This window comes from Streptomyces sp. NPDC045021, assembly GCF_056432645.1.
In genome coordinates this window covers 262013-288818 of record NZ_JBWKIQ010000006.1, presented here as the reverse complement: position 1 = coordinate 288818, position 26806 = coordinate 262013, and the positions used below count along the sequence as shown (strand labels likewise).

Below are 26806 nucleotides of genomic sequence, written 5' to 3'. Positions count from 1 at the left end.
GGACCGAGTGTGAACGAACGTTATCTCCAGCATCCCGTACCCGACAGTTTCGCGGTGGTCAGCGAGGGGGAAATCACACGATGGGACACGTTCGCAATACGTTGGGCCCGCCGCCGTCCTCCGTTCCGCCGGAGGTGGCCCGCGGGCCCAACGTGTTCCCGGGGAGCCGGGGCCTGCTGTACGGCTCTCCGGACTAGGGCACACGGGGGACGGAGCTGTTTCCCGTCGTGCCGCACGGGAGGTGGGCCATGAGCGCCCTGTCGTTCGGAGCCGTCGCCACGGGCCGCTGGCTGCGCAGCACAGCCGCCCTACGCGCCGCGGTTTTCGAGCTCGTCATCCTGACCGGCCATCTCTTCCTCTATCCGACCGGCATCCTGCCCGAGCGTGACCTGTCGGGCTCCGGCCCCGGGCCCTCCACGGACGCGCTCCCGGGCACAGACACGGCCACGGCCACGGACGCCCCCTCCGGTGCGGCACTGCTGCGGGCCGAGGCCGTGCACCCTCCCGTCCTGCTGCTGCACGGCTTCGTCGACAACCGCTCGGTATTCACCCTTCTGCGCCGCTCCCTGCGAAAGCATGGCTGGACGCACGTCCAGGCTCTGAACTACTCCCCACTGAGCTGCGACATCCGTACCGCCGCCGCGCTGCTCGGCCGCCATGTCGAGCAGATCTGCGAACAGACCGGGCAGCGGCAGGTGGATATCGTCGGCCACAGCCTGGGCGGCCTGATCGCCCGCTATTACGTTCAGCTACTCGGCGGAGATGCCCGGGTACGCACAGTGGTGACGCTGGGAACTCCGCACTCCGGCACCCGCGCGGCCCCGCTCCTGACGCCGCACCCGATCGTCCGGCAAATGCGTCCGGGTTCCGACCTCCTGCGCGAATTGGCGAAACCGGCCCCGGGTTGCCGCACGCATTTCGTTGCCTTCTGGAGCGACCTGGACCAATTGATGATCCCGGTGGAAACCGCCCGCATCGACCATCCCGACCTGGTGGTACACAATGTGCAAGTAGCTGGAATCGGGCATCTCGCACTTCCGGTGCACGCCACCGTGGCGGCCGGGATCCGCCAGGCCCTGATCGGCGAGGAGCGCGAGTTGGGGGCCGTGGACGCCGCATAGCTGTCGAATTCAATTCGAACACAACGCATTGCGCGGATCCGGAACCTGCCGAAGATTGTCGCCGTCGGGGGTAGGGGGCTACAGTCACCGCTAATTCTCCTGCTGCCGAGGCGAAAGAGAAGTAGGCGGTGAACGATCGTCACCCGTCGGGGTACACCCCCGACTACGGTGCTTACGGCTACGACCCCTATTCCACGGGCTCGTACCAGAACATCGGCACCACCTTCGCGGACGGCGATCCGCTCTTCGGAGCGATGACCGGCACCACGGACACGGGCGCCACGGGCAGCTACGCGTTCATCCCGCAGCCGGCACAGCACGGCTATGACGCGTCCGTGTACGAAACGGGCAGCTACGACGCGAGCGGTTTCTGGCAGGCCCAGACCGGCACCTATCAGACCGGCAGCTACCAGACCTACCCCGAGCAGTCCCAGCCCCAGCCGCACTTCCCGTCCCAGCACCAGCCGCAGTTCCAGCAGCAGGAACAGCAGCAGCCGCAGCAGAACTGGGACTCCGGCCAGTACCCGGCATACGGCTACAACGCCCCCGGCCAGGACACCGGCAGCTACCCGACCGGCACGTACGACGCGATGTCCTGGGACACCGGCGTCTACACCGTGCCCGCGCAGGCCGGGCCCGTCGAGCACGGCTACGCCCCGGAGCCCGCGCCCGGATACGCCGCCGAAACGGCCGAAGCACCGCCGTACGGGAACGCGAACGGGAACGGGAACGGGAACCCGAACGAGTACGGGAACGAGTACGGCACCGGCTACACCGACGAGTACGCGTACGAGCCGGAGACCGCTCCCGAGCACGAGCCGGCGCACGACCTCGCCCACGAGCCCGAAGCCGATCTCCACCTCGATCACGACCTGGACCCCGAGCCGGACCTCGAACTCGACCCCGAGTCCGCATCCGAGTCCGACATGGCCCCCGTCCCCGCGGCCCCCCGCGGCGGCGGAAGCGGCTGCCGCCGCAAGCGGCCCGCGAAGCGCTCCGCGCTCCTGACCATCGCGGTGCCGTCGGTCGCCGTCATGGGCGTGGCGGCCTGCGCCGCAGCCGCCATCACCGACGTGCCCGGCGCCCATGCGACGTCCAAGACCGAGGCCTCCGCCACGGCCGCGACCAACCCGGCCGCCTCGAAGCTCGACACGCAGCTCGCCGGAGTCACCTCTGACGCCGACGACTTCGCCACCCGCGCCAGCCGTACGCAGGAGCGGATCGACCTCAAGGACCGCGAGGCCGCCGCGAAGAAGGCGAAGGCCGACGCGGCGGCGCGCAAGGAGGCCCTTCGGCCGAAGTTCCTGCTGCCGGTGGCGGAGCGCGGGCTGAGCGCGTACTACGGCCAGTCCGGCGTCAACTGGATGGCACTGCACACCGGCATCGACTTCCCGGTCGGCACCGGCACACCCGTGTCGTCCGTGACCGACGGCACCATCCGCACGCAGTGGAACAGCTCCTACGGCAACATGGCCATAGTGACCGCCGCCGACGGCACCGAGACCTGGTACTGCCACCTCAGCAGCACCAAGATCCGCTCCGGTTCGGTCAAGGCCGGCCAGGTCATCGCGTACTCGGGCAACACCGGCAACACCACCGGCCCGCACCTGCACCTCGAGGTCCGGCCGCACGGCGGTTCGCCGATCGACCCGCTGCCGTGGCTGCTGGCGCACGGGCTCGACCCCCGCTGACCGCACCCACCCAAAGGCCCGCCCGACCACCCCTCAACACAGCACGAAAAAGGCCGGGACGGCCGAAGCCGCCCCGGTCCACTCCTGCGTGAGCCCCGCGTCAGAGCTTCTCGACCGGCGCGTACCGCAGCAGCAGCCGCTTCGGCTTCTCCTCGCCGAAGTCGACGGTCGCCTGCGCGTCCGATCCGGAACCGCTGACCCCGACGACCGTCCCGAGGCCGAACTGGTCGTGCGTGACCCGGTCCCCCACCGTCAGCGCGATCACCGGCCGGTCCGTCGTACGCCGGGTCGCGAAGCCCTTGGGCCCGGCCTTGGCGCGCGAAGACGACAGCGAGGCCGCGGCGGCGGACATCGCGGCCCCGGGCGTGGCCACCGGGCCGGTCCGCTTCCAGTCGATCAGCGTGGGCGGGATCTCCTCCAGGAAGCGCGAGGCCGGGTTGTACGAGGGCTGGCCCCAGGCGCTGCGCATCGTCGACCGCGTCACGTACAGCCGCTCGCGCGCCCGCGTGATGCCGACGTACGCCAGTCGCCGCTCCTCCTCCAGCTCCTTGGCCTGGCCCAGCGCCCGCATGTGCGGGAAGACCCCGTCCTCCATGCCGGTGAGGAAGACCACCGGGAACTCGAGGCCCTTGGCGGTGTGCAGCGTCATCAGCGTTATGACGCCACCCCCCTCCTCGTCGTCCGGGATCTGGTCCGAGTCGGCGACCAACGCGACGCGCTCCAGGAACTCGGAGAGGGTGCCCGGCTCCGCGTCCTCGGCGGCGGCCCGCTCCTGCTCGAACTCCAGGGCGACGGCGGCGAGTTCCTGCAGGTTCTCGATACGGGTCTCGTCCTGCGGGTCCGTGGAGGCCTGGAGCTCCGATAGATAGCCGGTCCGCTCCATCACCGCTTCGAGGACCGTCGCGGGGCCGGCGCCCGACTCGACGATGGTGCGCAGTTCCTCCAGCAGCTCGTTGAACTTCCGGACCGCGTTGGAGGAGCGGGCGGCCATGCCGTACGCCTCGTCGACCCGGCGCAGCGCCTGCGCGAAGGAGATCTTCTCGCGCAGCGACAGGGCGTCGATCATCGCTTCCGCCCGGTCGCCGATGCCGCGCTTGGGCACGTTCAGGATCCGGCGGAGCGGGACGGTGTCCTCGGGGTTCGACAGGACGCGCAGGTACGCGAGGATGTCGCGGACCTCCTTGCGCTCGTAGAAGCGCACCCCGCCGACGACCTTGTACGGCAGGCCGACGCGGATGAAGACCTCTTCGAAGACACGCGACTGGGCGTTGGTCCGGTAGAAGACGGCGACGTCGCCGGGGCGGGAGTCGCCCGCGTCCGTCAGCCGGTCGATCTCCTCGGCGATGTACTGCGCCTCGTCGTGCTCGTGGTCGGCGACGTACCCGGTGATGACGGGGCCGTCGCCGGCTTCCGTCCACAGGTTCTTGGCGCGGCGCCCGGCGTTGCGCTCGATGACGGCGTTGGCGGCCGTGAGGATCGTCTGCGTGGAGCGGTAGTTCTGCTCCAGCAGGATCGTCGTCGCCTGCGGGTAGTCCTCTTCGAACTGCAGGATGTTGCGAATGGTGGCGCCGCGGAAGGCGTAGATGCTCTGGTCCGCGTCACCCACCACGCACAGCTCGGCGGTGTGGTCGCCGGTGCCGACCAGCTCGCGCACCAGCGTGTACTGGGCGTGGTTGGTGTCCTGGTACTCGTCCACGAGGACGTGGCGGAACCGGCGCCGGTAGTGCTCGGCGACGTCGGGGAACGCCTGGAGCAGGTGCACTGTGGTCATGATGATGTCGTCGAAGTCCAGGGCGTTGGCCTCGCGCAGCCTCGCCTGGTAGAGCGCGTACGCCTCGGCGACGTGCTTCTCGAAGGCGTTCTCCGCCTGGCGGGCGTAGTCCTCCTCGTCGATCAGCTCGTTCTTGAGGTTCGAGACCTTCGCGCTGAACGCCTTCGGCGGGAACTGCTTGGGGTCGAGGTCCAGGTCCCGGCAGACGAGCGCCATGAGCCGCTTGGAGTCGGCCGCGTCATAGATCGAGAAGCTGGAGGTGAAGCCGAGCTTCTTGCTCTCGCGGCGCAGGATGCGCACGCACGCGCTGTGGAAGGTCATGACCCACATCGCGTTGGCGCGCGCGCCGACGAGGTCGCCGACGCGTTCCTTCATCTCGCCCGCGGCCTTGTTGGTGAAGGTGATCGCGAGGATCTCGCCCGGGTGCGCGCCGCGCGTGCCGAGCAGATGGGCGATGCGGTGCGTCAGCACCCGCGTCTTGCCCGATCCGGCGCCCGCGACGATGAGCAGCGGACCGCCCGCGTGCACGACGGCGGCGCGCTGCTGCTCGTTCAGCCCCTCCAGGAGCTGGGCGGGGTCGACGACGGGGCGGGCGGCCCCGTCCCGGTAGTACGCGTCCCGGCCGCCGTGCGGGGGCTCGTTGAAGCGCCCGCCGAAGAGGTCGTCCGCGGCATCGTCCGGCCGGTGCTCGGTCCCGTGCTCCGGGGGCGGCGGGGCCGATTCCGGCGCGTGGTCGGGGGCCTGGAGGTCGGCCAGGAAGCTGTCGTCAAAGAGGCTGCTCATCGCCTCCCGAGTCTAGGCGCCCCCACTGACACCTCACACTCCGCTTGCCCGAGTCCGCACAGACCCGAGCCTGACCCTGCCCATGGCCCTGCCCATGACGCTGCCCGACCCTGAAAAACCATCACTCTCCGCGACCGGACCCGACCGTTGCGCTCACATCACGAAATGGTTTCGGGCCTATCGGACACCGGTCTTCCCACCGGACAGGAGAGTTGGCTACCGTGCCGGACCAGGCGGTCCGTCCTCTACTTCGGCAACACGCCGTCACGGACCGTCTCCGCTGAGTGCGGCGCAAGCCGCAGCCGGGGACCCACAAGCATCACTGGGGTGAATCGGCCCGCACGGGAAACTCCGTTCGGACCGTAGGGCGACCTTCCGACAGCCCGAACCCGACAGCTAACCCGGTAAGCGGTTTACGGAAGGACTTCCCGTCTTGGCGTCCCACCGCAAACCCCGCCCCGGCATACGCGCCGGCCTGCTCACCACCACCGGCCCCCGCGCGGCGGTCGGTTTCACCGCGGCGGCGCTGGCCACCGTCACCCTGCTGGGCGAGACCGCGAGCGCGGCGCCCGCGCAGCCGCAGCCGCCCTCCATAGAAGAGGTCCAGGCGAAGGTCGACGCGCTCAACCACGACGCCGAGGTCGCCACCGAGCGCTACAACGGCGCCAAGGAGCAGGCCGACCAGCAGAGCGCCAAGGTCGAGGCGCTGCTGAGCCAGGTCGCGCAGCGGACCGCGTCGCTGAACGACTCGCGCCGCGTCCTGGGCCAGTACGCGGCCGCCCAGTACCGCAGCGGCGGTGTCGACACGACGAGCGCGTTCCTGCTCTCCGCCGATCCGCAGGAGTTCTTCGACCAGACGCACCAGATGAAGCGGATGACCAGCAACCAGAAGGAAGCGGTCGAGAACTTCCGCACCCAGCAGGCCACGACGACGCAGAAGCGCACCGAGGCGGTGAAGAGCCTCGACGCGCTGAACGCCTCCCGGGCGAAGCTGGAGACGGAGAAGCAGACCGTCAAGGAGAAGCTGGCGGCGGCGCAGACGCTCCTCAACACCCTCACCACGCAGGAGAAGGCCCGGCTGGCGGCGCTGGCGGCCAAGAAGGCGGAGGAGGACCGCAAGCGCGCCGCGGCGATCGCCGCCAAGGAGAAGGCTGCCCGGGAGGCCGCCGCCAAGGAGGCCGCGAAGACCGGGACCGGGACCGGCACCGGCGGTACCGGTTCCCACACCAGCACGTCGTCGAAGGGGGCGAAGGCCGTCGCCTTCGCCCGCCGGCAGCTCGGCCTGCCGTACGTGTGGGGCGCGACGGGTCCGAGCTCGTACGACTGCTCAGGGCTCACCCAGGCGGCCTGGAAGGCGGCCGGCATCGACATCCCGCGCACCACCTGGGACCAGGTGAAGGTCGGCGAGCGCGTCTCGACGTCGGATCTGCAGCCCGGGGATCTGGTCTTCTTCTACGACGACATCAGCCATGTCGGCCTCTACATAGGCGACGGCAACATGATCCACGCGCCACACACCGGCACGGTCGTCAAGATCGCACCGATCACCCAAATGCCCATTTACGGGGCTTCGCGCCCGTCCTGAACCCCGCTCGACGGTCACAATAGGTAAGGTATCGAAGCGATTTCGCTCACCTTCCGAGCGAAACTTCCCAAGAGTCGCTCAAGTTGACTACGGTGGCCCGCTAGGCAGCTCGTTCCCAAGCCGGTGCAGAGCCGACGCGAGCTGCCTCCGCTGAATCCGACCGCGAGGCCGGAACCGGGGACCCACACGCAAGACTTGGGGTGAATCGGGGCGAACGTCCGCACACCGGACGCCAGCACCGTAGGGCAGCCTTCCAGAGCCCGAACCCGTCAGCTAACCCGGTAAGCGGTCCACGGAAGGAATGTCTGCCTTGGCGTCGCATCGCAAACCGCGTCCCCGAATACTCTCCTCCACCGGCCCCCGCGCCGTGGTGGGACTGACGACGGTGGCGCTGGCCACTGTGACGCTGCTGAGCGAGTCCGCGAGCGCGGCGCCCGCGAAGCCCTCCATCACGGAGGTCAAGGCGCAGGTCGACGACCTTCGTGAGAAGGCCGAAGCCGCCACGGAGCACGTCAACGCGGCGAAGGAGAAGACCGACCAGCAGCGCGCGAAGGCCGATCTGCTGCTCGCCGAGGTCGCCAAGAAGACCCAGAAGCTGAACGAAGCGCGGGAGACCCTGGGCCAGTTCGCCGCCGCCCAGTACCGCGAAGGCGGCGTCGACCAGACCACCGCCCTGCTGCTCTCCGACAATCCGGACAAGTTCCTGGAGCAGTCCCACCTCGTGGACCGCATGTCGGCCACGCAGGAAGCGGCCATCAAGGAGTTCCGCACCCAGCAGGCGGCATCGACGGCCGAGCGCGCCAAGGCCGCCGCGAGCGTCGCGGACCTGACCGCCGCGCAGACCAAGCTGGCCGAGGAGAAGAAGAACGCCCAGGCCAAGCTCGCCGACGCGCAGAAGCTGCTCAACAGCCTCACCGCCGAGGACCGCAAGAAGGTCGCGGCGCTGGACACCCAGCAGTCCGGCAGCGCCGACAGCGCGTCCTACACGTACAACGGCCCCGCAAGCGGCCGCGCCGCGCAGGCCATCGCCTTCGCCCTCGCCGCGCGCGGCAAGCCGTACGTCTCCGGCGCCACCGGCCCGAACTCGTACGACTGCTCCGGCCTCACCCAGGCCGCGTATCGCTCGGCCGGCATCAGCATCAGCCGTACCACGTACACCCAGATCAACGACGGCACGCGCGTCTCGCAGTCCGAGCTGCGCCCCGGCGACCTGGTCTTCTTCTACTCCGGCATCAGCCACGTCGCCATCTACCTGGGCAACGGCAACATCGTGCACGCCCCGCACCCCGGTGGCGTCGTCGAGGTCGGCAAGATGAGCTGGATGCCGTTCGCCGGCGCTGTGCGTCTCGCCTGACACCTTGGCCCGGATCACCGGTCGGCCGGTTCTCCTCGCCACCGCCGCTGTCGGCGGTCTGGCCCTCGCGGCCGGTGCGCTGCGAGCGGGAGGCGGCCGGTCGGTGCTCGACCCGCCGGACAGCTCCGGCCCGCTCTCGTACCACGGCGGGTACCTCCTGCTGCTGGCCCTGGCGTGCGTGGCGGGCGGCGCGTTGCTCGCCGCCCGCTACCGCCGGGCGGTGCAGCACACCGACAGCCCGGACCCGGTGGCGGAACGGCTGAAAAGCGCGGCGTTCCTGCTGTTGACCGGTGCGACCGTGGTGGTGCCGGTCGCCGTGCTGCTGAGCCACCGGAGCAATCCGTCGGGCGTGGAGCCCCGGTACGACAAGAGCGTCCCGACCGAGACGGCGAGCGGGCCGCCCGTCACCGACTCACCGTCGGTGCCACCGGCCTCACCCGGGCAGGCGTCGGCCGGATCGTCCTTCGATCTCTTCCATCTGCTGCTCGTCGTCGGAGCGGTCCTCGGCGCGGTCGTGGTGGTCGTCGCGCTCGTCCGCTGGCTGCGCTGGTACCTGGCGGGCAAGGCCGAACCCGGTCTCCAGTTGATCCCCGGCAGCGCGAACACCGCCGAGAGCGCGCTCGCCGGCGCCGTCGACTCCGGCCGCCGGGCCCTGCACGGCGAGGACGCCCGTGCCGCGGTGATCGCCTGCTATGCGGCGATGGAGTCGACGCTCGGCCGGTCCGGCGTCGCCCGGCTCGACTCGGACAGCCCCACGGACCTGCTGCACCGCGCGGTGGCCGGCGGAACGCTGACCGGGGAAGCGGCCGGTGAGCTCACCCAGCTCTTCCGCGAGGCGCGGTACTCCAGCCACCCGATGGACGACGGCCATCTGCGCCGGGCCGGCACCGCCCTCGACACGATCGCGGCCCAACTGGCCGCCGCGGAAGGCACTGCGGAAGGCACTGCGGAGGACGCCGCGAAGGCCGCTGCCGAAGGCGCGACCGGCACCCGTGCCCCGGCGGGCGATCGGTGACCCCCGGCTCGACGCGCCACACGCTGGCCGTGCTCGGCGCGGCCGCGGCCGGTACCGAGGCCGCCCTCGCCCTGGCCGGCGGGTTCCCCGCGGCCGGCACCGGCGCGGTGCTCATCGCGGCCGCCGCCCTGCTCACCGCCCGCTACGCGACGGGCTTCGACTCCCAGGACCACGGCTACCGCAGACCGGTGCGGCTGCTGGGCCGCCGGACGCCCCGCCTGGGCGACTGGGGTCGCGCGGTCGGCCAGGGGCTCTCCTCCGAGAACGGTTACAGCCAGACCCTGCGACCCGGCATCCAGCGGCTGTACGCGGCCCGGCTCGCCGAGCGGCACGGGATCTCGCTGCGCACCCAGCCCGACCGGGCCGCCGCCGTCATCGGCCCCGAGCTGTGGCCCTGGATCGACCCCCACCGGCCCGCCCCGGAGGGCACGATCCCGCCGCAGGTCCTGCGGGCCGTCGTCGACCGCCTCGACGAGCTGTAGCGGGGACCGCCGACCGACCCCATGGGAACCACTGAACCGCCGAACGTCCTCCCAGGAGCACCGTGACGACCATCCAGCCGGCCCAGCCCTCCGCTCGACCCACCGTCGCCCAGCCCGCAGACGCTCAGCCCGCCGCTCAACCTTCCACCGCTCAGCCCGCCGGCGCTCAGCCCGCCGCCGGCCGGCCCACCTCCGGCCGGAACGAGACCAGCACCGCGTCCCCGTCCCTGACGCCCCGCGAGGCCGGTGAACGCGCCCGCCAGGTGCTCGGCGAGATCGAACGCGCCGTGGTCGGCAAACCCGATTCCCTCGAACTCGTCATGCTCGGCGTCCTCGCCGGCGGCCACATCCTCATCGAGGACCTGCCGGGACTCGGCAAGACCCTCCTCGCCCGCTCCTTCGCCACCGCACTCGGACTCGACTTCCGCCGCATCCAGTTCACCCCCGACCTGCTGCCCTCCGACGTGTCCGGCGCGCCCTTCTACGACCAGCGCAGCGGCGAGATGGTCTTCCGTCCCGGCCCGCTCTTCACCCATCTGCTGCTCGCCGACGAGATCAACCGCACACCCCCCAAGACCCAGGCGGCGCTGCTGGAGGCGATGGCCGAGGCGCAGGTCTCGGTCGACGGCGTCACCCGGCGGCTGCCCGAGCCCTTCGTGGTCATCGCCACCGCCAACCCCATCGAGTACGAGGGCACGTACAGCCTGCCCGAGGCCCAGTTGGACCGCTTCCTGCTGCGGGTCAGGATGGGTTACCTCCCGGCCCGCGACGAGGCGACGATGCTCCGCATCCGCATCGACCGGGCCGCCCCCGAAGCCGTACTGAACACCCTGAGCACGCCCGCCGAAGTGCTCGCGATGCGGGCCAGCCTGGAGAGCGTCGAAGTCGACGACGATCTGATCGCGTACGTCGTCGCCCTGATCGGCGCGACCCGCGCCCATCCGCAGATCCAGGTCGGCGCCTCGCCGCGCGGCGGCCTCGCGCTCGTGCAGCTGGCCCGCGCCCGCGCGGTGCTCGACCGCCGCGACTACGTCACCCCGGAGGACGTGAAGGCGCTGGTCGTCCCGGCCCTCGCGCACCGCATCACGCTGCGGCCCGAGTTGTGGGTGCGGCAGATCAACGCCGACGACGTCATCGCCGAACTCGCGCGGTCCGTACCGGCGCCACAGACCCTGCCCGACGACAAGGACAGCGCGCTCCGGCGGCCGGCAGCGCGGCCATGACCGCGGGCCGACAGCCACCGGGCCGGCCTGCCGCCCGCCCGCCCGCCGTCCCGGCGCACATCGCGCGGGCGCTGGGCGGCCCGCCGGACGCCGGCGCCGACGAGGCGGCCGAGCCCGCCGAGCCCCCGTCCCCGCCCCCAGCCGGCTGGCGGGCCGGCGAACGCGCCCTGCGGCTGCTCACGGTGGCCACCGTGGCGGCGGCCGCCGCACTGCTCACCGGGCACGCATGGCTGCTGGCGCTGGCCGCCGGCCCGGTCGCCCTGCTCGTGCTGGCCGGACCGGGCGCTGCGGTGGGAGCCCTGACGGGGGTCCTCACGGCGGCCGGCCGGCCGACCCGGCTGAGCGCCGCCGTCGAGACCTCCCCGAGCCGCTGCTTCGAGAACGAGGACATCGCCGTCCGCATCCTGCTCGACTTCGACGGGGCGGCGGGCTGGATCGACCCCGGCATCACCCTCGGCCCCGGCATCGAGCTGACCGCGCTCGCCGTGACCGGCCCGGTCGTCGAACTCACCCTCACCGCCCGCCGCTGGGGCCGCTGGAGCCTGGGCACCGTCGATGTGGACGTCTACGACACCGGCGGGCTCGCCCGTCGGACCGTGCGGGCCGAACTCGGTGAGATCCAGGTCTTCCCGGTGCCCACGCAGGCCTCCCTCACCCCCATCCCGGTCCGGCTGCCGGACCGGCTCGGCGAGCACACCGCCCGGCAGAACGGCGACGGCATCGAGGTCGTCGGCGTCCGCCCGCACATCTGGGGCGAACGGCAGCGGCGCATCCACTGGCCGTCGACCACCCGGCGCGGCGCCATCCAGATCAACCAGTTCGCCGCCGAACGCACCGCCGACACCGTCGTGCTGGTCGACGCGCTCGTCGACTTCATCGACCCCGCGACCGGCGCCTCCGGACTCGACGAGACGGTGCGCGCCGCGGCCGGCCTCACCCGCGCCTATCTGCGCAGCCACGACCGGGTCGGCCTGGTCTCGATCGGCGGCTCGCTGCGCTGGCTGCAACCCGGCTCCGGCGGGGGCTACTTCTACCGGATCGTCGAGAGCGTGCTGGAGGTCCGCAAGGACCTCGGCTACACCGTCCCCGCCCTCCAGCGCCTGCCACCGCCCGCGCTGCCCCGCGGCGCCCTCGTCTACGCCATCACCCAGCTCGCCGACGAGCGCATCCTCGAGGTGCTGGGCGATCTCGCGCAACGCGGCAACCCGCTGGTCGTCATCGAGATCCCGACCGGCGCCCCGTACATCGCACCCGGCGACACCGTGGGGCACCTGGCCCGGCGGCTCTGGCTGGCCGACCGGGCGGCGATGCGGTTCGCGCTGCGCGAACGCGGCATCCCGGTCGTCCCCCAGTCCGCAGGCAAGAGCCTCGACCTCGCCCTCGCACCGTTGCTCCGCACCCGAATCCAGGGCAGGACCCGATGACCCCGGCCCCGACCTCTGCCACGTCCCTTCCGCAGGCTCCGGTCCGGGCGGTGCGCGGCCTCGGTGTCGCGCTGGCCCTCGCGGCCTGCGACCCGGCGGTCACCGGCTCTCCCACCCTGGGCGACGTGCTGACGCCGCTCGCCGCGGTCGCGCTGGCCTGGTGGGCCGCCCCGCCGCTCGTCCGGCGCCCGGTCCAGTACTCGGCCCGCAAGGCGGCGCTGCTCTCCCAGCACCGCAACACGGTCTTCGCCGTCAGCTGCGTCGTCCTCGCCGCCTTCAGCACGCCGCCCGTCTGGCTGGCGTCGTGCGTCGCGGCCCTGCTGCTGACCTATCTCCTCATCGTCGACGCCTGCGCCGCGGGCCCGGCGGGCGTCCGCCAGCTGCGCGCGCGGCACATCCCGCTGACCGCGTACGGCGCGAGCGCGCTGGTGCTGTTCGCCGCGTTCGCCCCCTCCGACGGCAGCGCCTGGGGCCCGGCGGTCGCCGCCGCCGCGATGTGCGCCGTGGCGTACGCCGTGGGGACAGCCCTGTGGCCGCGCAGGCCCCGGCGGCCGAGCACGCCCCGTAGCAGTGCCGAGCCGCCCACGGAGTGACAACTGCCCCATCGGTCAAGGCCGTTCGAGAAGTGACCGCGTCACCCGTCGAACACTGATCATCAGCGAGCAACCAGCGGCCGATTGGGACCAGACCTGCTCTACGCCGTACTCCTCCGCACCCCTCAGGTTTAGCGTCCTCCTCCAGGTGGCCGAACCCCACTGCCGTCGGACCACGACGGCACGGCCACCCCCGCCGAAGATCCGGCGGTGTTCCGCTTCCCCGTGCGGACGCCGCCGGATCGAGGTCCCAACAGGCGGGCCCAGCTAGGCACAAAAGGAGTGACGGCCGCGTGGCGTCGCACAGAAAGCCCAAGCAGCGCTCACTCACCGGTACCACCGCACGAACCGCGGCCACCCTCGCCATGGCGGGAGCCGCGTCCGTCACCGCCTTCGGCGAAACCAGCCAGGCCGAACCGCAGCTCAGCGTCGGCGAGGTGAAGACCCAGGTCGACGCCCTGTACCAGCAGGCGGAACAGGCCACCGAGCAGTACAACGGCGCCAAGGAGGCGGCCGACAACGCCCGCGCCGACGTGGGCAGGCTCCAGGACGAGATGGCCCGCAAGACCGCGCGGCTCAACGCCACCCGCGACCAGATCGGCTCCATCGCCGCCGCGCAGTACCGCTCCGGCGGCATCGACCCGGCCATGCAGCTCGCGCTGGACTCCACCCCGGACACCTATCTCGAACGCGCCGCCCTCATCGACCAGGTGAGCGGCCGGCAGGCCGACATCCTGCACACCCTCGGCGAGCAGCAGCGCGAGATCAACACGACGCACGACGCGGCGGACGCCAAGCTCGCCACGCTGAGCGACGCCCAGACCAAGCTCGCAGAACACAAGCGCACCATCGAGACCAAGCTGCACGACGCCCAGGCCCTCCTGGACCGCCTCACGGCCGCCCAGCGGGCCAGCGTGGACGACGGCGGCGACGCGGCCTCGTCCGACACCGCACACGCCGACCGCTCCAGCGCCCGCGTCCCGATCGCCCCCGGCGACATCAAGGCCCCCTCCGCCCGCGCCGCCCAGGCCGTCGCCTTCGCCTACGGCGCCATCGGCCTCCCCTACGTCTGGGGCGCCACCGGACCGTCCTCCTACGACTGCTCCGGCCTCACCCAAGCCGCCTGGAAAGCCGCGGGCGTCTCACTCCCGCGCACCACGTACACCCAGATCAACGCCGGCCAGCGCGTCTCCGATTCCCAACTCCAACCCGGCGACCTGGTCTTCTTCTACTCCGGCATCAGCCACGTCGGTCTCTACATCGGCAACGGCCAGATGATCCACGCCCCGCACCCGGGCGCACCGGTACGCATCGCCCCGATCAGCGAGATGCCGTTCGCGGGCGCGAGCAGGCCGTCCTGACGGCGGAGCAGGATCAGTCAGTGCCGGCCGACGTTCTGGGCGGCGGCAAAGGCAACAAACGCCGCCCAGGCGTCAGGCGCGAAGGCGAGCTGGGGGCCGTCCTGGTCCTTGGAATCGCGGACGTGAACGGTGGTGGGGCAGGCGGCAACCTCGACGCAGGCGCCGCCTTCGGTGCCGCTGTGGCTGGACTTGCTCCAGGAGAGGGCGACTTCGATGCAGTTGCCGCCCTCGTCGTTGCTGTAGCCGGACTTGAACCACGTCAGCTGATTGCTCATAGTTCCTCCGCCAACTCCCTTATGAGGCACGCCGAAGCGTCGGGGCTGAGAGCCTGTCGAAGGATCATTGCATGACGCTGGAGGAGAACGCCGACCTTGTCGGGCTCCGCGTAGAGAAGGCCCACCATCTGCCCCTCCTCGTATGCGAGCTGCTCATGCTCAGGCGTCTCCAGCAACACAAACGGACCTCGAAGCCCGGGGTGAGCGCCCCCGGCACGAACAACTTGGACCGTCACATGACGCGCCTGGCTCGCGGCCAGGAGATGCTGTAGCTGACGCCTGTGTTCCTCGACGCATCCGATGGGGTAGCGAAGGGGGAACTCCCCAATCGTGAAATTGAACGACTTGGTCTGCGTCTTCAACAGATCCTGGCGTGCAACGCGCGCCGCGACACGCTCCTCAACCGTCTCATCGTCCAGCGGCGGCCAATACGAGTTGATCAGCGACCGCGCATACTCCTCAGTCTGGAGCAGCCCGGGGATGTACTGGTTCTCAAAGGAACTGAGCACCAGGGCCTCAGCTTCGTACCGGATGAAATCCATCGAGTACGAGGGGAACCGCTCGGGCTTCAGATAGTCCTGCGCGGCGACCAACAAGCCGTGCGCGCCACACATCTCGTCCGCGACTTCGAGCAGCCTCACCGCCGGTTTCCGGCGCCCCATCTCCATCGACTTCACGGACTCGTACTCGTAGCCCGCCTCCTTGCCCAACTCCTCGCGGCTGATCGCCGCCCGCGTACGCCAGAGCTTGATCTGGTTGCCGCAGTAGCGCCACGCCATCGGGGGCGGAGACTCGCCGTTCGTCATGGATTCCGCCCCTCCGGTACCCGGCAGGTACAGCTACGGTACGTACTCGCGTCGTTACTGCCGAGGCTATGCCCCGCCCGGCACGGTATGACCCATGAACGTCGGAACTTCCCCGGTCGCACGACCCGGCGGCCTCCCCCAGGACATCGAATGGCGCCTGCCGCGCCATCCCCGCAGCGTCGGCCGCGCCCGAACGCTCTTACGTCATCAGTCGAGTTCATGGCGGGTGCCGGAGGAGACGGCGGACACCGCCGTCCTCCTCCTCAGTGAGCTGATGACGAACGCGTGCCGTCACGGGCACGCGTCGCCGGGCCGGGAGATCAGCGCGCGCTGCGTGCTCTCCGGCACGACGCTCCGCGTCGAGGTCTCGGACGCGTGCAACGAGCTTCCCCGGCTCGGCCGGGCGTTCCCGGACGACGAGTCCGGCCGGGGCCTCGCCCTCGTCGCCGCTCTCGCGGAGGCGTGGGACGCCGGCCCGCGCCCCTGCGGCATCGGCAAGACGGTCTGGTTCGAACTGACCGTCGACGTCGAGCTCGTTCCGCAGTGACTCCTGCGAAGTCGCGCCGTTGTTCATCGACCGGCGGTTGAGGAGCATGAGGTGGAAGGAATGGCCAGTGAGCGAGTTGTACCGCGTCGAAATCGAACCGGAAGTACGCGCGTGGCTGGACAGCCTCACCGTTCACGATTTCAAGCGGGTGGACGAGGTCGTCAGCCTGCTCGCGGAATTGGGTACAGGCATCGGTGGCCCTTGGTCCGACCATCTGGAGGGGCCGGTCCGGGAGCTGCGCATCCGCCTGCGAGACATCGCCGCCCGTATCACCTACTGGATCACTCCGAGCAGGACGATCGCGCTGCTCACGGTGTTCCGCAAGACCAAGCAGCACGAGCAGGCCCAGATCGACCGGGCTGTGCGGGCGCAGAAAGTCTGTGACAGCGAGCATCATGGACCCGTGAACGAGTCGTACAAGCGGGAGGCGTAATGGCAAGCCGGCACACCCGCTGGGTTCCCTCCGGCCTTGAGGCGGAGGACCCCGAGCGGATCGCGATCCGAGAGTCCCTGGCCTTCGGCAAAGCCCTCTACGACCGGCGCGTGGCCCTCGGCCTCAGCACGGCGGAGCTGGCGGAACGGGCCGGGATGACGCAGGACGCCATCGAGTGCATCGAGGAGGGCGGCACTGAGCCGACGCTACTACTGCTCCGCACGCTGGCCGCTGCGCTGGACTCCGACGTCCGCCTCACCCCGGGGCACGAACTGGGTTCGCTGTGGTTCGAGGCACACGCCGCGTAACAACCTCTAGATCCGGTAGTTGCTGAGGTCAGAGATCCCGAAGTGTTTTTCTGCGTCGCTTCGCGCCTCCCCCTCCGCCTGGTCAAGGCGCGACGCGACGCAGAAAAGCACTCCACACAGCTCTGACGGCAGCCACCCACCCGGCCGCACCGCGCCGCGAGGCGCCTCGCGTCAGACCAGGCGGCGTGCCGTCGCCCACCTCGTGAGCTCGTGCCGGTTGGAGAGCTGCAGCTTCCTGAGTACGGCCGAGACGTGGGACTCGACGGTCTTCACCGAGATGAAGAGCTGCTTGGCGATCTCCTTGTACGCGTAGCCGCGGGCGATCAGGCGCAGGACCTCCCGCTCGCGCTGGGTGAGGCGGTCCAGGTCCTCGTCGACCGGCGGGGCGTCCGTCGAGGCGAAGGCGTCGAGGACGAAGCCGGCCAGTCGCGGGGAGAAGACGGCGTCGCCGTCGGAGACCCGGAAGATGGAGGAGACCAGGTCGGGGCCGGTGATGGTCTTGGTGACGTAGCCGCGCGCGCCGCCGCGGATGACGCCGATGACGTCGTCGGCGGCGTCGGAGACCGACAGCGCCAGGAAGCGCACCGGGCGCTCCGCGTCCCCCATGAGCGGCGCGCAGCGGCGCAGCACCTCGACGCCGCCGCCGCCGGGGAGGTGCACGTCCAGGAGGACGACCTCGGGGCGGGTCGCGGTGATGACCGTGACGGCCTGGTCGACGTCGGCGGCCTCGCCGACGACCTCGACACCCGTTCGTTCGGTCTCGCCGATCTCGGCCTGTACACCGGTCCTGAACATCCGGTGGTCGTCGACGAGCACGACCCTTACGCGTCGGTCCTCAGTCATGACGCCACCCTCTCCATTTCGAGTTCCACTTCCGTGCCCCCGCCCGGTGCGCTGCGCAGTCGCGCCTCGCCGCCGTTCCGCTGCATGCGGCCGATGATCGACTGCCGGACCCCCATGCGGTCGTCCGGCACCTGGTCGAGGTCGAATCCCGGCCCCCGGTCCCGTACGGACACGAAGACCTTGCGCTCCTCGACCTCGGCGTACACCTGAACCGCTTCGTCGCCACCGTACTTGGCCGCGTTCACCATTGCCTCGCGTGCGGCTGCCATCTGTGCGACCAGATTGTCGTCCAGCGGGCAGTCGCCGACGCAGACGACCTCGACGGGCACCCCGTGGGCGTCCTCCACCTCGGCGGCGGCCTTGCGTACGGCGTCGGCGAAGTTGGTCGGCTCGTCCTCCTTGCCGGTGCCCTCCGGCCGGTACAGCCAGGCGCGCAGCTCGCGTTCCTGGGCGCGGGCGAGGCGGGCGACCTCGCGCGGGTCCTCGGCGTTGCGCTGGATGAGGGTGAGGGTGTGCAGTACGGAGTCGTGGACGTGCGCGGCGACTTCGGCACGCTCCTGGGCCCTGATGCGCATCAGCCGCTCGGCGGACAGGTCCTGGGTCAGGCGTACGAGGTACGGCCCGGCGATCAGTGCCACGCCGACCAGCACGGCGAGCGCCGCCTGCAGGATGCCGCCGATGTGGCTGCCGGAACTGCGCACCACGAGGAAGCCGGTGACCCCGGCCCCGACCAGCAGCACGCCGGCGGCGCCGCGGGCGATCGGCCAGAACCGTTTGCCCTGGCTCATCTCGACCCAGCGGCTGCGGCGGGCGTTGTCGGCCTGCCGCCAGACGAGGGCGACGCCGAGGCCGATGACCAGCAGCGGCCAGATGGCGGCGTTGGCCGCGCCCAGGTTCAGATTGCTGACGAGGATGCCGAGGCCGATGAAGAGCGCGATGAGCGCGAGGATCTGGCCCTTGTCGGGCCGCCGCCCGGCCAGCCAGGACTTGGCGTCGCGCGGCTCCTTCGCCTCGCTCACCCCGCCGACGCCGAGCGGCACGAAGAACCAGAAGAGCGCGTAGAGGAGGATGCCGAGCCCGTTGAACGTCGCGAGCACCACGAACACCACGCGCACCCACGACACCGGCAGCCCGAGGTGCCCGGCGAGCCCGCGCGCCACTCCGCCGATCATCCGGCCCTCGGAGCTGCGGTAGAGCTTGCGCGCCGGCGGGTCCGCCGGGTCGGGCTGCTTCAGGTAGGAGGCGCCCGTCGCAGGAGCAGGGGGGGTGGCTGGCATACCCCGATCGTCACACGCCGGGGCCGCCCCGGGCATCAGGGTTACCCCCGGAGGTCACCCTGACCCCCTGGGACCAGGAGCCCGGGTGCCCCCGGGGCCCACCGACCTGGGTGATGGGTCAGGAACCCGGCCCCCTGGGGGGTAGGTCAGGGATCGGCCAGGGTTGCACCTGGTGCCGGGCGGCGGCCGGGACCGCCACCATGGAGGCATGACGCAGGAGAGCAGGCCGGCCTTCGAGCCGGCCGACGCCACCCCGGATCTCCCGGACTCACCGGAACCCCCGGCCCGGCGCCGCATCGTTCGCAGCCGCCGCCGGGTGGTCGCGGGTGTGTGCGACGGCGCGGGCCGCTACTTCGAGATCGATCCGGTGATCTTCCGGATCGTGCTCGCCGTGCTGTCGCTCACCGGCGGTATCGGCCTGATCGTGTACGGCATGGCCTGGCTGGTCATCCCGCAGGAGGGCGAGGACCAGAGCGAGGCGCACCGGCTGCTGTCCGGCCGGGTCGAGGGGACGGCGCTGACCGCGGTGCTCGTCGCGCTGGTCGGTTGCGGCCTGTACGCGTCGATGCTCGGCAACGGCCCCAACCAGGCCTTCTCGATCCTGCTGCTCGCCGCCGTGGTGGGCGCCGTCTACTGGTCGCAGCAGCGCCGCCGCGCCAAGCTCGCCGGGGAGGCGGACGCGGTGGCGGCCGGACCGGCCGCCGACGCCCCGCCCGCCGCGCAGGCGCCGCCGAGCCCGGTGACACCGTCGTGGTGGCGCGATCCGCTGACCAAGGACTTCTCGGCCGGCGTGAGCAGCTCCACGGGCTATCTGTGGGGGCCGGACGACGGCCCGTACGAGGAGCAGGACCGCCAGGCCTGGCGGGCCAGGAAGTCCGCGGCCCGGCGGGAGTCGTCCTGGCTGGGCGTGCTGGCGTTCTTCGTGGCGCTGATGGCAGGGGCGATCGGCACGGCGGCGGCCTGGCACGGGCACCCGCTCGGTACGGCCCTGGAGATCGGGCTGGCGTCCTCGCTGGCCGTCTTCGGTCTGGCTTTCGTCCTCAGCGCCTGGACCGGCCGGGCCAGGGGCGGTACGGCCTTCTGGGCCGTGCTGACGACCGCGCTGCTGGTGGGCGCCGCCGCCGTGCCCAAGACGATGACCACCGACTGGGCGACGACGGACTGGCGGCCGGTGGCCGTCTCGGACCTCCAGGCCCACTACGAGCAGGGCACAGGACACGGCCTGCTGGACCTGACGGCACTGCCCCTCGGCGGGAAGACCGTCACGACCTCGCTGGAGGTCGGCGCGGGCCGCGCGGAGATCCGGCTGCCGAGGAACGCCACCGTCCGGCTCAACTACAAGATGGGCTTCGGCGAGGTGCAGCTGCCGGGCAAGACCAACCACGGTGTGGACATCAGCTCGGACATGCGCAGCCAGGTGGTCTTCGAACCGGACGCGGGCATCCCGTCGACCGGCACGATCGAACTCGACGTCGAGGTGGGCGCGGGACAGATGAGGGTGGTCCGGTGAAGCGGCATGGATTCGAGCCCGCGTCCCTCGTGATGGGACTGGTGCTGCTGGGCCTCGCGACGATGTTCCTGCTGGACGCCGCCGGTGGCTGGGATCCGTCCCGGCAGCTGACGGTCGCCCTAGCGGGCGGCGGTCTGGCTTTCGCCGCGGTGGCGTCGATGGTCACCCGGCTGGTTCGGCGGCGGCACCGGGGCGACGGTGGAACGGCGGCGTGAAGCGATGAGTCCGTCGGCGGACAGCAGCGGGGTCCCGGCGAGGATCAGCGGCAGCCAGGCCATCAGGTACACCAGGTCGTTGCCGTAGTAGTACGGATCGGTGGCCCAGCTGACCGTCAGCCACAGGCTGAGCGAGATCGCCGCGCCGCCGAGCGCTGCGAGGCGACCGAACAGGCCGATGAGGATACCGATGCCGACAGCCAGCTCGCCGAAGGCGATGGCGTATCCGAAGGCGTGCGGCGCCTTGAGCGCGAGATCGACCATCGCCGGGATCGCCGCACTGTCACGCACCGCGTGCAGGGTGCCGACCAGCGACCCCGGCGCCGAATCGGTGAAGAACACCGAGCCGGTGAGCTTGTCGAGCGACGCGTAGATGAAGGTCACGCCGAGGAAGACCCGCAGCGGCATCAACGCATACCGCGAAGCGGCCTCCCGCCAGGTTCGGAGCATGATGTCCCGCCTCTCCCGTCGTACGCGTCCCCCGAGGAATGTAGGAAACGATTCTTCACGCACGACTCTCTCACCGGGAGGTACGTACACCGCTGAGATCCGACTCAGTTCCCGGCGAATGGATCCGGATCCGGTCGGATCCGGCGGGATCGCCCGGGATCCCGCCGGAACTAGCCGAACAGATCGGGCTCGCTGCGTGAGATCTGCTGGTAGAGCGGCTGGTAGTTGATCCAGGCGACGAGGTCGTTGCCCAGCTGCCCGTGGGTGTGGACGGCGCTCTCGTGGTCGATCAGCACCGGCTTGCCGGCCGCCCGTGCCGTCAGCTGCACCTGGCAGGACCGCTCCATCGTGATGAACCACCAGGCCGCCGCGTCGACCGAGTCCCCGACCGTCAGCAGGCCGTGGTTGCGCAGGATGACGGCCTTGTGCGGACCGAGCGCCTCCGCGATCCGGCGGCCCTCCTCCTCGTCGACCACGACGCCCGTGTAGTCGTCGAAGAGTGCATGGTCCTCGTAGAACGCGCAGACGTCCTGCGTGATCGGGTCCAGCAGCTCCCCGAGCGACGACAGCGCCCGCCCGTACGTCGAGTGGCTGTGCGCGGCGGCGATCACGTCGGGGCGCGCCTGGTGCACCTGTGCGTGGATCGCGAAGGCCGCCTGGTTGACGTGGAAGCGGCCCTCCACGACCTGGCCCGCGTGGTTGACCAGGATCAGGTCGCTGACGGTGATGAGCTTGAAGCTCATCCCGAACGGATTGACCCAGAAATGGTCGGTGAACTCCGGGTCGCGCGCCGTGATGTGCCCGGCCACGCCCTCCTCGAACCCGAACCGCCCGAACAGCCGCAACGCGGCCACCAGCCGCTCCTTGCGGTGCTGCCGCTCGTCGTCGGTGTTGGTGAACGTCTGCGGCAGCGCGAAGTGCAGCTGCTCGGTGGGTATCGGCTGCGGCGGCGTGCGCCCTGGTGAGGGCTGCGGGAGGAAGTCGGCCATGCAGCGGAAGCTACCGCGCGGTAGGCGAGAAGAACAGAGCGCGGAGCGAGCCCGGGAACGACAGCGCCGCCCCTCCGGCATCAGGAGGGGCGGCGCTGTGCGGGCTCGGCGGCTCAACAGCCCGGCAGCTCGGCTGCCCGACCGCTCAGCGGGAGGTCACTCCCACTCGATGGTGCCCGGGGGCTTGCTCGTCACGTCCAGGACGACGCGGTTGACGTCGGCGACCTCGTTCGTGATGCGGGTGGAGATCTTGGCGAGGACGTCGTACGGGAGGCGCGACCAGTCGGCGGTCATGGCGTCCTCCGAGGAGACCGGGCGCAGCACGATCGGGTGGCCGTAGGTGCGGCCGTCGCCCTGGACGCCGACCGAGCGGACGTCGGCGAGCAGGACGACCGGGCACTGCCAGATCTCCCGGTCCAGGCCGGCCGCGGTGAGCTCCTCGCGGGTGATGAAGTCCGCCTCGCGCAGCAGGTCCAGGCGCTCCTTGGTGACCTCGCCGACGATGCGGATACCGAGGCCGGGGCCGGGGAACGGCTGGCGCTGGACGATCTCCTCCGGCAGGCCCAGCTCCTGGCCGACCATCCGGACTTCGTCCTTGAAGAGCTTGCGCAGCGGCTCGATGAGCTCGAACTCGATGTCGTCCGGGAGCCCGCCCACGTTGTGGTGCGACTTGATGTTGGCGGTGCCGGTGCCGCCACCGGACTCGACGACGTCCGGGTACAGGGTGCCCTGCACCAGGAAGGCGACGTCCTCGCCGGCCGCGCCCGCCTCGGCGACGAGCTCGGCCTGGGCCTGCTCGAAGACGCGGATGAACTCGCGGCCGATGATCTTCCGCTTGGTCTCCGGGTCGGTGACGCCGGCGAGCGCGGTCAGGAAGCGCTCCTCCGCATCGACGACCTTCAGCTGGACGCCGGTGGCCGCGACGAAGTCCTTCTCGACCTGCTCCGACTCGCCCTTGCGCTGCAGCCCGTGGTCGACGTACACGCAGGTCAGCTGGGATCCGATGGCCTTCTGCACGATGGCCGCGGCCACCGAGGAGTCCACGCCGCCCGACAGCCCGCAGATCGCGCGCTTATTGCCGACCTGGGCGCGGATCGCCGCGACCTGCTCCTCGACGACGTTGGTCGTCGTCCAGTCCGGCGCGATGCCCGCGCCGCGGTACAGGAAGTGCTCCAGGATCTGCTGGCCGTGCGTGGAGTGCAGCACCTCGGGGTGGTACTGGACGCCGTAGAGCTTGCGCGCGTCGTCCTCGAAGGCGGCGACGGGCACCACGTCGGTGGAGGCGGTGACGGCGAAGCCGGCGGGCGCCGCCGAGCACGCGTCGCCGTGCGACATCCACACCGACTGCTCGGTGGGGGTGCCCTCGAAGAGCGTCGAGCCGGGCTTGCTGACGGACAGCCCGGTGCGGCCGTACTCACGGGCACCGTTGTCGTCGACGGTGCCGCCGAGCGCCACCGCCATCAGCTGGAAGCCGTAGCACATGCCGAAGACCGGGACCCCGGCCTCGAAGATCGCCTTGTCGAGCGAGGGGGCGCCCTCGGCGTAGACCGACGAGGGACCGCCGGAGAGGATGATCGCCTTCGGGTTCTTCGCGAGCATCTCGTCCACCGGCATGGTGCTGGGGACGATCTCGCTGTAGACCCGGGCCTCGCGGACGCGTCGGGCGATGAGCTGGGCGTACTGCGCTCCGAAGTCCACCACCAGGACGGCGTCCGGGGTGTGGTCGGGGGCGGCTGGGGTCGCTGATGCCACGGGCGGCCTTCCGGCGTTGTGTACGAGGGATCGGACCCTGATTCTACCGTTTCCGCGAGGCCGCCCCCGTCTCACCATCCGGTCGCCGGCTGGCTACCCGGAGTGTTCGTCGGCATACTGGGCCGCATGTCCTCGAACACGCACTACGCGATCTTCGCGTTTACCTATGGCACCGGCTGGTCCGGCTGCCATGGTCGTGCTGCTTGAGCTACTGACAAGCGACTTCCCAGGCGCCCCGGACCTTTCGGTCCGGGGCGTCTGTCGTCTCCGGGCCCGGTTCGGCCCGATCACCACAGGAGACATCACGATGAGCACCCAGACGGCAGCAGTCACCACGGCCCCCGCTCCCGCCGAGACCGGCGCCCGCACGGACGAGGCAGTGGCCCTCATCACAGGAGCCCGGGGCCGGATCGACGATCTCGACACCAGGATCATCGCGCTGGTCACGGAGCGGATGGCCGTCTCGTCGGAGATCCAGCGGGCCCGGATCGCGTCGGGCGGGCGCCGGGTCAACCTGTCCCGCGAGATGGAGGTCCTGAACCACTTCAGCGATGAGCTGGGCCGGCCCGGCACGACCCTTGCGATGACTCTGCTGGAGCTGTGCCGTGGCCGCGTGTGACGTTTCTGCGGATCGCCCGTTCGGGCGGCATCACCCGTACGGCACGTGACCGGCCCGGGGCCCCTTCGTTGGATGGGGTGTCCGTGCCAGCCAGGGGCGGTCGACCACAACCACGCGTGGACCAACAGGACGCCGCTCAGACGCAGCTGGGCGGGGTGTTAATTCGGAGCGATGAGGCCTGCCCATTCGTGCGGCAGGCCGTGGGACCTCGCTCCGGGCTCCGTGACCGGCCGGCAGGGGACAGCCGTTCGGTCACAACTCCAAAGAGGCGGTCGGCTCCCAGGACGCTGGGATCCGGCCGCTCTGCGAAGCCCACATTACTCATCAGCGACACCGGGAACGGACTTCCGACGCCCGATCGGAGTACGTCCTGCCCCCCGCGCCCGGCGACCCCGCCCGGCGACCCCGTCCGGCGACCCTCCTCACGACGACACGATTCCGGGCGACACGATTCCCGGCGACACTTCCCGGCGACGGCCGGCAGCACGTTCAGCGCTCAGCGTCAGACCGCCTTCGGCGGGATCGGGGGGACGGGCAGCAGCGGCAGTCGTAGAGCGGCGAAGGCGTCCTCGGGGACGGCCGGGGTCCGCGGCTGCACCGCGGGCAGGCGTACGTAGGCCTCGCCCTGGGTGGGGCGGGTGTCCTCGTCCCCGTTGTTCGGCCAGAACGACATCGCCCGCTCGGCCTGGGCGGTGATCGTGAGCGAGGGGTTCACCCCGAGGTTGGCGGAGACGGCGGCGCCGTCCACGACATGGATGCCCGGGTGCCCGTAGAGCCGGTGGTACGGGTCGATCACGCCGTGCTCGGCGTCCTCGCCGATCGCGCAGCCGCCGAGGAAGTGCGCGGTCAGCGGCGTCCCCATCAGCTCGCCCACGTTGCTGCCCGCGAAACCGTTGATCTCCTCGGCGATGAGCCGGGCGGCCTCGGCGCCCTCGGGGATGTGCTCGGGGTTGGGCGCGCCGTGGCCCTGCTTGGCGGTGAGCAGTCCCTTGCCCAGGCCCTTGGGCTTGCGGTACGTGGTCAGCGAGTTGTCGAGCGACTGCATGACCAGGCCGATGATGGTCCGCTCCGACCAGCGGCGGTTGGACAGCGACCGCAACGTGAGCATCGGGTGGCGCGCGCAGGCCGCGGCGAAGGCGAGCGCCTTGGGGGCGCGGGTGCCGTGCGGGACCTGGAGGATGGTGAGGGCGCCCATGGAGTTGGAGCCCTTGCCGTAGCGGACCGGCTCGATGTGGGTGTTGGCGTCGGGGTGGATCGAGGACGTGATGGCGACGCCCTGGGTGAAGTCGACCTTGGCCGCGCCGTGCGCCTTGCGGTAGCGGCGGTTGTCGGTCTGGGCGCCGACCAGGGCCTCGGAGTTGGTGCGGGTCAGCTCGCCGAGCTTCGCGGAGATGCCGGGCAGTTCGCCCGCGTCGCGCATGGTGTGCAGCAGCGTCTGGGTGCCGTAGGTGCCGGCGGCGACGACGATCTGCCGGGCGCGCAGCACCTGCCGCTTACCCTTGCGCTTCTTGTCGGTCGGCGCGGTCGCGACGCGGTAGCCGCCCGCGGGGTCCTCGGACAGGCCCACGACCGTCGTCATGGGGTGGATGACGGCGCCGGCCTTCTCGGCGAGGTGCAGGTAGTTCTCGTTGAGGGTGTTCTTGGCGCCGTGCCGGCAGCCGGTCATGCACTCCCCGCACTCGGTACAGGCGCGCCGCGACGGGCCCGCGCCGCCGAAGTACGGGTCGGCGACCTCGCCGCCGGGCTCGGCCTTCGCCTCGCCGTCGGCGTCCTGGCCGTCCCCGAAGAAGACGCCGACCGGCGCCATGTGGAAGGTGTCGCCGACCCCCATCTTCTCGGCGGCCGCCTTCAGGTGCACGTCGGAGGGGGTGAGCGTCGGGTTGAGCCGGACGCCGAGCATCCGCTGGGCCTGGTCGTAGTACGGCTTGAGCTCCGCCTGCCAGTCGGTAATGTGGCCCCACTGGCGGTCGTCGAAGAACGCCTTCGGCGGCACGTACAGGGTGTTGGCGTAGTTCAGCGAACCGCCGCCGACCCCCGCGCCGGCGAGCACGAGGACGTTGTTCAGCAGATGGATGCGCTGGATGCCGTAGAGGCCGAGCGACGGCGCCCAGAGGAAGTTGCGGATGTCCCAGGAGTTCTTGGGCAGCGTCTCGCGCGTGAAGCGGCGCCCGGCTTCGAGTACGCCGACGCGGTAGCCCTTCTCCGTCAGCCGGAGGGCGGACACCGAGCCCCCGAAGCCGGAGCCGATGACGATGACGTCGTAGTCGTAGCCGGGCAGGTCACGCGACACAGGTTCCTCCGTAGCGGATGTTGCCTTCGAACTGCCGTCACACATGCCGTACACATGCCGTCACAGATGCGGTGACAAACGCCGTCACC

Annotated in this window: 24 protein-coding genes and 2 riboswitches; of the genes, 15 read left to right on the top strand and 9 right to left on the bottom strand. The window is 70.9% G+C overall.

The window, feature by feature from the left end; translation table 11 throughout:
* Positions 1-248: 248 nt before the first annotated feature.
* Both AC07DC_RS20535 and AC07DC_RS20530 read left to right on the top strand, forming a co-directional pair.
* Positions 249-1121, top strand: a complete 873-nt coding sequence (locus AC07DC_RS20535) for an esterase/lipase family protein (protein WP_478915813.1) — start codon at positions 249-251, stop codon at positions 1119-1121.
* A gap of 128 nt (positions 1122-1249) precedes the next feature.
* Complete coding sequence (locus tag AC07DC_RS20530; RefSeq protein WP_478915812.1) at positions 1250-2812, top strand: peptidoglycan DD-metalloendopeptidase family protein; 1563 nt, start codon at positions 1250-1252, stop codon at positions 2810-2812.
* Between the two features lie 100 nt (positions 2813-2912).
* Here the strand turns inward: AC07DC_RS20530 and pcrA are convergent, their stop codons facing one another.
* On the bottom strand, positions 2913-5366 hold the full coding sequence (gene pcrA, locus AC07DC_RS20525) for a DNA helicase PcrA (RefSeq protein ID WP_478915811.1): 2454 nt from the start codon (positions 5364-5366) through the stop codon (positions 2913-2915).
* 268 nt (positions 5367-5634) lie between these two features.
* A riboswitch (cyclic di-AMP (ydaO/yuaA leader) is annotated at positions 5635-5793 on the top strand.
* 6 nt (positions 5794-5799) lie between these two features.
* Between pcrA and AC07DC_RS20520 the strand changes: the two genes are divergently transcribed.
* From AC07DC_RS20520 to AC07DC_RS20485, 8 genes are all read left to right on the top strand, one after another.
* Positions 5800-6951 (top strand): C40 family peptidase, encoded by a 1152-nt coding sequence (locus tag AC07DC_RS20520; protein WP_478915810.1) that lies wholly within the window; start codon positions 5800-5802, stop codon positions 6949-6951.
* A 138-nt stretch (positions 6952-7089) separates the two neighbouring features.
* Positions 7090-7254, top strand: a riboswitch (cyclic di-AMP (ydaO/yuaA leader).
* Complete coding sequence (locus AC07DC_RS20515; protein WP_478915809.1) at positions 7253-8305, top strand: C40 family peptidase; 1053 nt, start codon at positions 7253-7255, stop codon at positions 8303-8305. (Overlaps the previous riboswitch by 2 nt.)
* Positions 8306-8309: 4 nt before the next feature.
* Positions 8310-9320, top strand: a complete 1011-nt coding sequence (locus AC07DC_RS20510; protein WP_478915808.1) for a DUF4129 domain-containing protein — start codon at positions 8310-8312, stop codon at positions 9318-9320.
* On the top strand, positions 9317-9802 hold the full coding sequence (locus tag AC07DC_RS20505; RefSeq protein ID WP_478915807.1) for a hypothetical protein: 486 nt from the start codon (positions 9317-9319) through the stop codon (positions 9800-9802). The genes AC07DC_RS20510 and AC07DC_RS20505 overlap by 4 nt, the downstream gene beginning before the upstream one ends.
* A 227-nt stretch (positions 9803-10029) precedes the next feature.
* Positions 10030-11025, top strand: coding sequence for an AAA family ATPase (locus AC07DC_RS20500; protein WP_478915982.1), 996 nt, complete (start codon positions 10030-10032; stop codon positions 11023-11025).
* Positions 11022-12449 carry a DUF58 domain-containing protein gene (locus AC07DC_RS20495; RefSeq protein WP_478915806.1) on the top strand — a complete coding sequence of 476 codons (1428 nt, stop codon included), beginning with the start codon at positions 11022-11024 and terminating at the stop codon, positions 12447-12449. The genes AC07DC_RS20500 and AC07DC_RS20495 overlap by 4 nt, the downstream gene beginning before the upstream one ends.
* On the top strand, positions 12446-13042 hold the full coding sequence (locus tag AC07DC_RS20490; RefSeq protein WP_478915805.1) for a hypothetical protein: 597 nt from the start codon (positions 12446-12448) through the stop codon (positions 13040-13042). The genes AC07DC_RS20495 and AC07DC_RS20490 overlap by 4 nt, the downstream gene beginning before the upstream one ends.
* Before the next feature lie 293 nt (positions 13043-13335).
* A complete protein-coding gene (locus AC07DC_RS20485) occupies positions 13336-14403 on the top strand; it encodes a C40 family peptidase (RefSeq protein ID WP_478915804.1) in 1068 nt (355 codons plus the stop codon).
* A gap of 17 nt (positions 14404-14420) precedes the next feature.
* Here AC07DC_RS20485 and AC07DC_RS20480 read toward each other — a convergent pair whose 3' ends face one another.
* Positions 14421-14678, bottom strand: coding sequence for a DUF397 domain-containing protein (locus tag AC07DC_RS20480; RefSeq protein WP_478915803.1), 258 nt, complete (start codon positions 14676-14678; stop codon positions 14421-14423).
* A complete protein-coding gene (locus AC07DC_RS20475) occupies positions 14675-15484 on the bottom strand; it encodes a Scr1 family TA system antitoxin-like transcriptional regulator (RefSeq protein ID WP_478915802.1) in 810 nt (269 codons plus the stop codon). Before AC07DC_RS20475 ends, AC07DC_RS20480 begins: the two co-directional genes overlap by 4 nt.
* Positions 15485-15578: 94 nt before the next feature.
* Here AC07DC_RS20475 and AC07DC_RS20470 point away from each other — a divergent pair, with 94 nt between their 5' ends.
* The 3 genes from AC07DC_RS20470 to AC07DC_RS20460 all read left to right on the top strand — a co-directional run bounded on the left by AC07DC_RS20470 (position 15579) and on the right by AC07DC_RS20460 (position 16772).
* Complete coding sequence (locus AC07DC_RS20470) at positions 15579-16031, top strand: ATP-binding protein (RefSeq protein ID WP_478915801.1); 453 nt, start codon at positions 15579-15581, stop codon at positions 16029-16031.
* Between the two features lie 67 nt (positions 16032-16098).
* Positions 16099-16464 (top strand): type II toxin-antitoxin system RelE/ParE family toxin, encoded by a 366-nt coding sequence (locus AC07DC_RS20465; RefSeq protein WP_478915800.1) that lies wholly within the window; start codon positions 16099-16101, stop codon positions 16462-16464.
* Entirely contained in the window at positions 16464-16772 is a 309-nt protein-coding gene (locus tag AC07DC_RS20460; protein WP_478915799.1) for a helix-turn-helix domain-containing protein, read from the top strand. Before AC07DC_RS20465 ends, AC07DC_RS20460 begins: the two co-directional genes overlap by 1 nt.
* A gap of 171 nt (positions 16773-16943) precedes the next feature.
* Here the strand turns inward: AC07DC_RS20460 and AC07DC_RS20455 are convergent, their stop codons facing one another.
* The gene (locus AC07DC_RS20455) at positions 16944-17615 is read right to left on the bottom strand and encodes a LuxR C-terminal-related transcriptional regulator (RefSeq protein ID WP_138352966.1); all 672 of its coding nucleotides are present in this window, start codon (positions 17613-17615) and stop codon (positions 16944-16946) included.
* Positions 17612-18892: a PspC domain-containing protein gene (locus AC07DC_RS20450; RefSeq protein ID WP_478915798.1), complete on the bottom strand. Its 1281-nt coding sequence runs from the start codon at positions 18890-18892 to the stop codon at positions 17612-17614. Before AC07DC_RS20450 ends, AC07DC_RS20455 begins: the two co-directional genes overlap by 4 nt.
* 208 nt (positions 18893-19100) lie before the next feature.
* On the opposite strand from AC07DC_RS20450, the gene AC07DC_RS20445 reads away from it, so the two are divergent.
* Positions 19101-20402 (top strand): PspC domain-containing protein, encoded by a 1302-nt coding sequence (locus AC07DC_RS20445; protein WP_478915797.1) that lies wholly within the window; start codon positions 19101-19103, stop codon positions 20400-20402.
* Positions 20403-20521: 119 nt separating this feature from the next.
* On the opposite strand, the gene AC07DC_RS20440 is transcribed toward AC07DC_RS20445, so the two are convergent.
* The 3 genes from AC07DC_RS20440 to guaA form a co-directional block, all read right to left on the bottom strand.
* Positions 20522-21067: a DoxX family protein gene (locus AC07DC_RS20440; RefSeq protein ID WP_478915796.1), complete on the bottom strand. Its 546-nt coding sequence runs from the start codon at positions 21065-21067 to the stop codon at positions 20522-20524.
* A 170-nt stretch (positions 21068-21237) separates the two neighbouring features.
* On the bottom strand, positions 21238-22056 hold the full coding sequence (locus AC07DC_RS20435; RefSeq protein WP_478915795.1) for a class II aldolase/adducin family protein: 819 nt from the start codon (positions 22054-22056) through the stop codon (positions 21238-21240).
* 156 nt (positions 22057-22212) lie between these two features.
* Positions 22213-23808 (bottom strand): glutamine-hydrolyzing GMP synthase, encoded by a 1596-nt coding sequence (guaA, locus tag AC07DC_RS20430; protein ID WP_478915794.1) that lies wholly within the window; start codon positions 23806-23808, stop codon positions 22213-22215.
* A 307-nt stretch (positions 23809-24115) separates the two neighbouring features.
* Here guaA and AC07DC_RS20425 point away from each other — a divergent pair, with 307 nt between their 5' ends.
* Positions 24116-24427, top strand: coding sequence for a chorismate mutase (locus AC07DC_RS20425; protein ID WP_478915793.1), 312 nt, complete (start codon positions 24116-24118; stop codon positions 24425-24427).
* 502 nt (positions 24428-24929) lie between these two features.
* Here AC07DC_RS20425 and AC07DC_RS20420 read toward each other — a convergent pair.
* Positions 24930-26762 carry a GMC oxidoreductase gene (locus AC07DC_RS20420; protein ID WP_478915792.1) on the bottom strand — a complete coding sequence of 611 codons (1833 nt, stop codon included), beginning with the start codon at positions 26760-26762 and terminating at the stop codon, positions 24930-24932.
* Between the last annotated feature and the right edge of the window lie 44 nt (positions 26763-26806).

Coding starts and splice junctions, on each gene's coding strand:
- AC07DC_RS20435 (WP_478915795.1), bottom strand. CDS start 22,056: ATGGCCGACTTCCTCCCGCAGCCCTCACCAGGGCGCACGCCGCCGCAG.
- AC07DC_RS20445 (WP_478915797.1), top strand. CDS start 19,101: ATGACGCAGGAGAGCAGGCCGGCCTTCGAGCCGGCCGACGCCACCCCG.
- AC07DC_RS20455 (WP_138352966.1), bottom strand. CDS start 17,615: ATGACTGAGGACCGACGCGTAAGGGTCGTGCTCGTCGACGACCACCGG.
- pcrA (WP_478915811.1), bottom strand. CDS start 5,366: ATGAGCAGCCTCTTTGACGACAGCTTCCTGGCCGACCTCCAGGCCCCC.
- AC07DC_RS20425 (WP_478915793.1), top strand. CDS start 24,116: ATGAGCACCCAGACGGCAGCAGTCACCACGGCCCCCGCTCCCGCCGAG.
- AC07DC_RS20515 (WP_478915809.1), top strand. CDS start 7,253: ATGTCTGCCTTGGCGTCGCATCGCAAACCGCGTCCCCGAATACTCTCC.
- AC07DC_RS20535 (WP_478915813.1), top strand. CDS start 249: ATGAGCGCCCTGTCGTTCGGAGCCGTCGCCACGGGCCGCTGGCTGCGC.
- AC07DC_RS20460 (WP_478915799.1), top strand. CDS start 16,464: ATGGCAAGCCGGCACACCCGCTGGGTTCCCTCCGGCCTTGAGGCGGAG.
- AC07DC_RS20495 (WP_478915806.1), top strand. CDS start 11,022: ATGACCGCGGGCCGACAGCCACCGGGCCGGCCTGCCGCCCGCCCGCCC.
- AC07DC_RS20440 (WP_478915796.1), bottom strand. CDS start 21,067: ATGCTCCGAACCTGGCGGGAGGCCGCTTCGCGGTATGCGTTGATGCCG.
- AC07DC_RS20475 (WP_478915802.1), bottom strand. CDS start 15,484: ATGACGAACGGCGAGTCTCCGCCCCCGATGGCGTGGCGCTACTGCGGC.
- AC07DC_RS20420 (WP_478915792.1), bottom strand. CDS start 26,762: ATGTGTGACGGCAGTTCGAAGGCAACATCCGCTACGGAGGAACCTGTG.
- AC07DC_RS20490 (WP_478915805.1), top strand. CDS start 12,446: ATGACCCCGGCCCCGACCTCTGCCACGTCCCTTCCGCAGGCTCCGGTC.
- AC07DC_RS20450 (WP_478915798.1), bottom strand. CDS start 18,892: ATGCCAGCCACCCCCCCTGCTCCTGCGACGGGCGCCTCCTACCTGAAG.
- AC07DC_RS20480 (WP_478915803.1), bottom strand. CDS start 14,678: ATGAGCAATCAGCTGACGTGGTTCAAGTCCGGCTACAGCAACGACGAG.
- AC07DC_RS20470 (WP_478915801.1), top strand. CDS start 15,579: ATGAACGTCGGAACTTCCCCGGTCGCACGACCCGGCGGCCTCCCCCAG.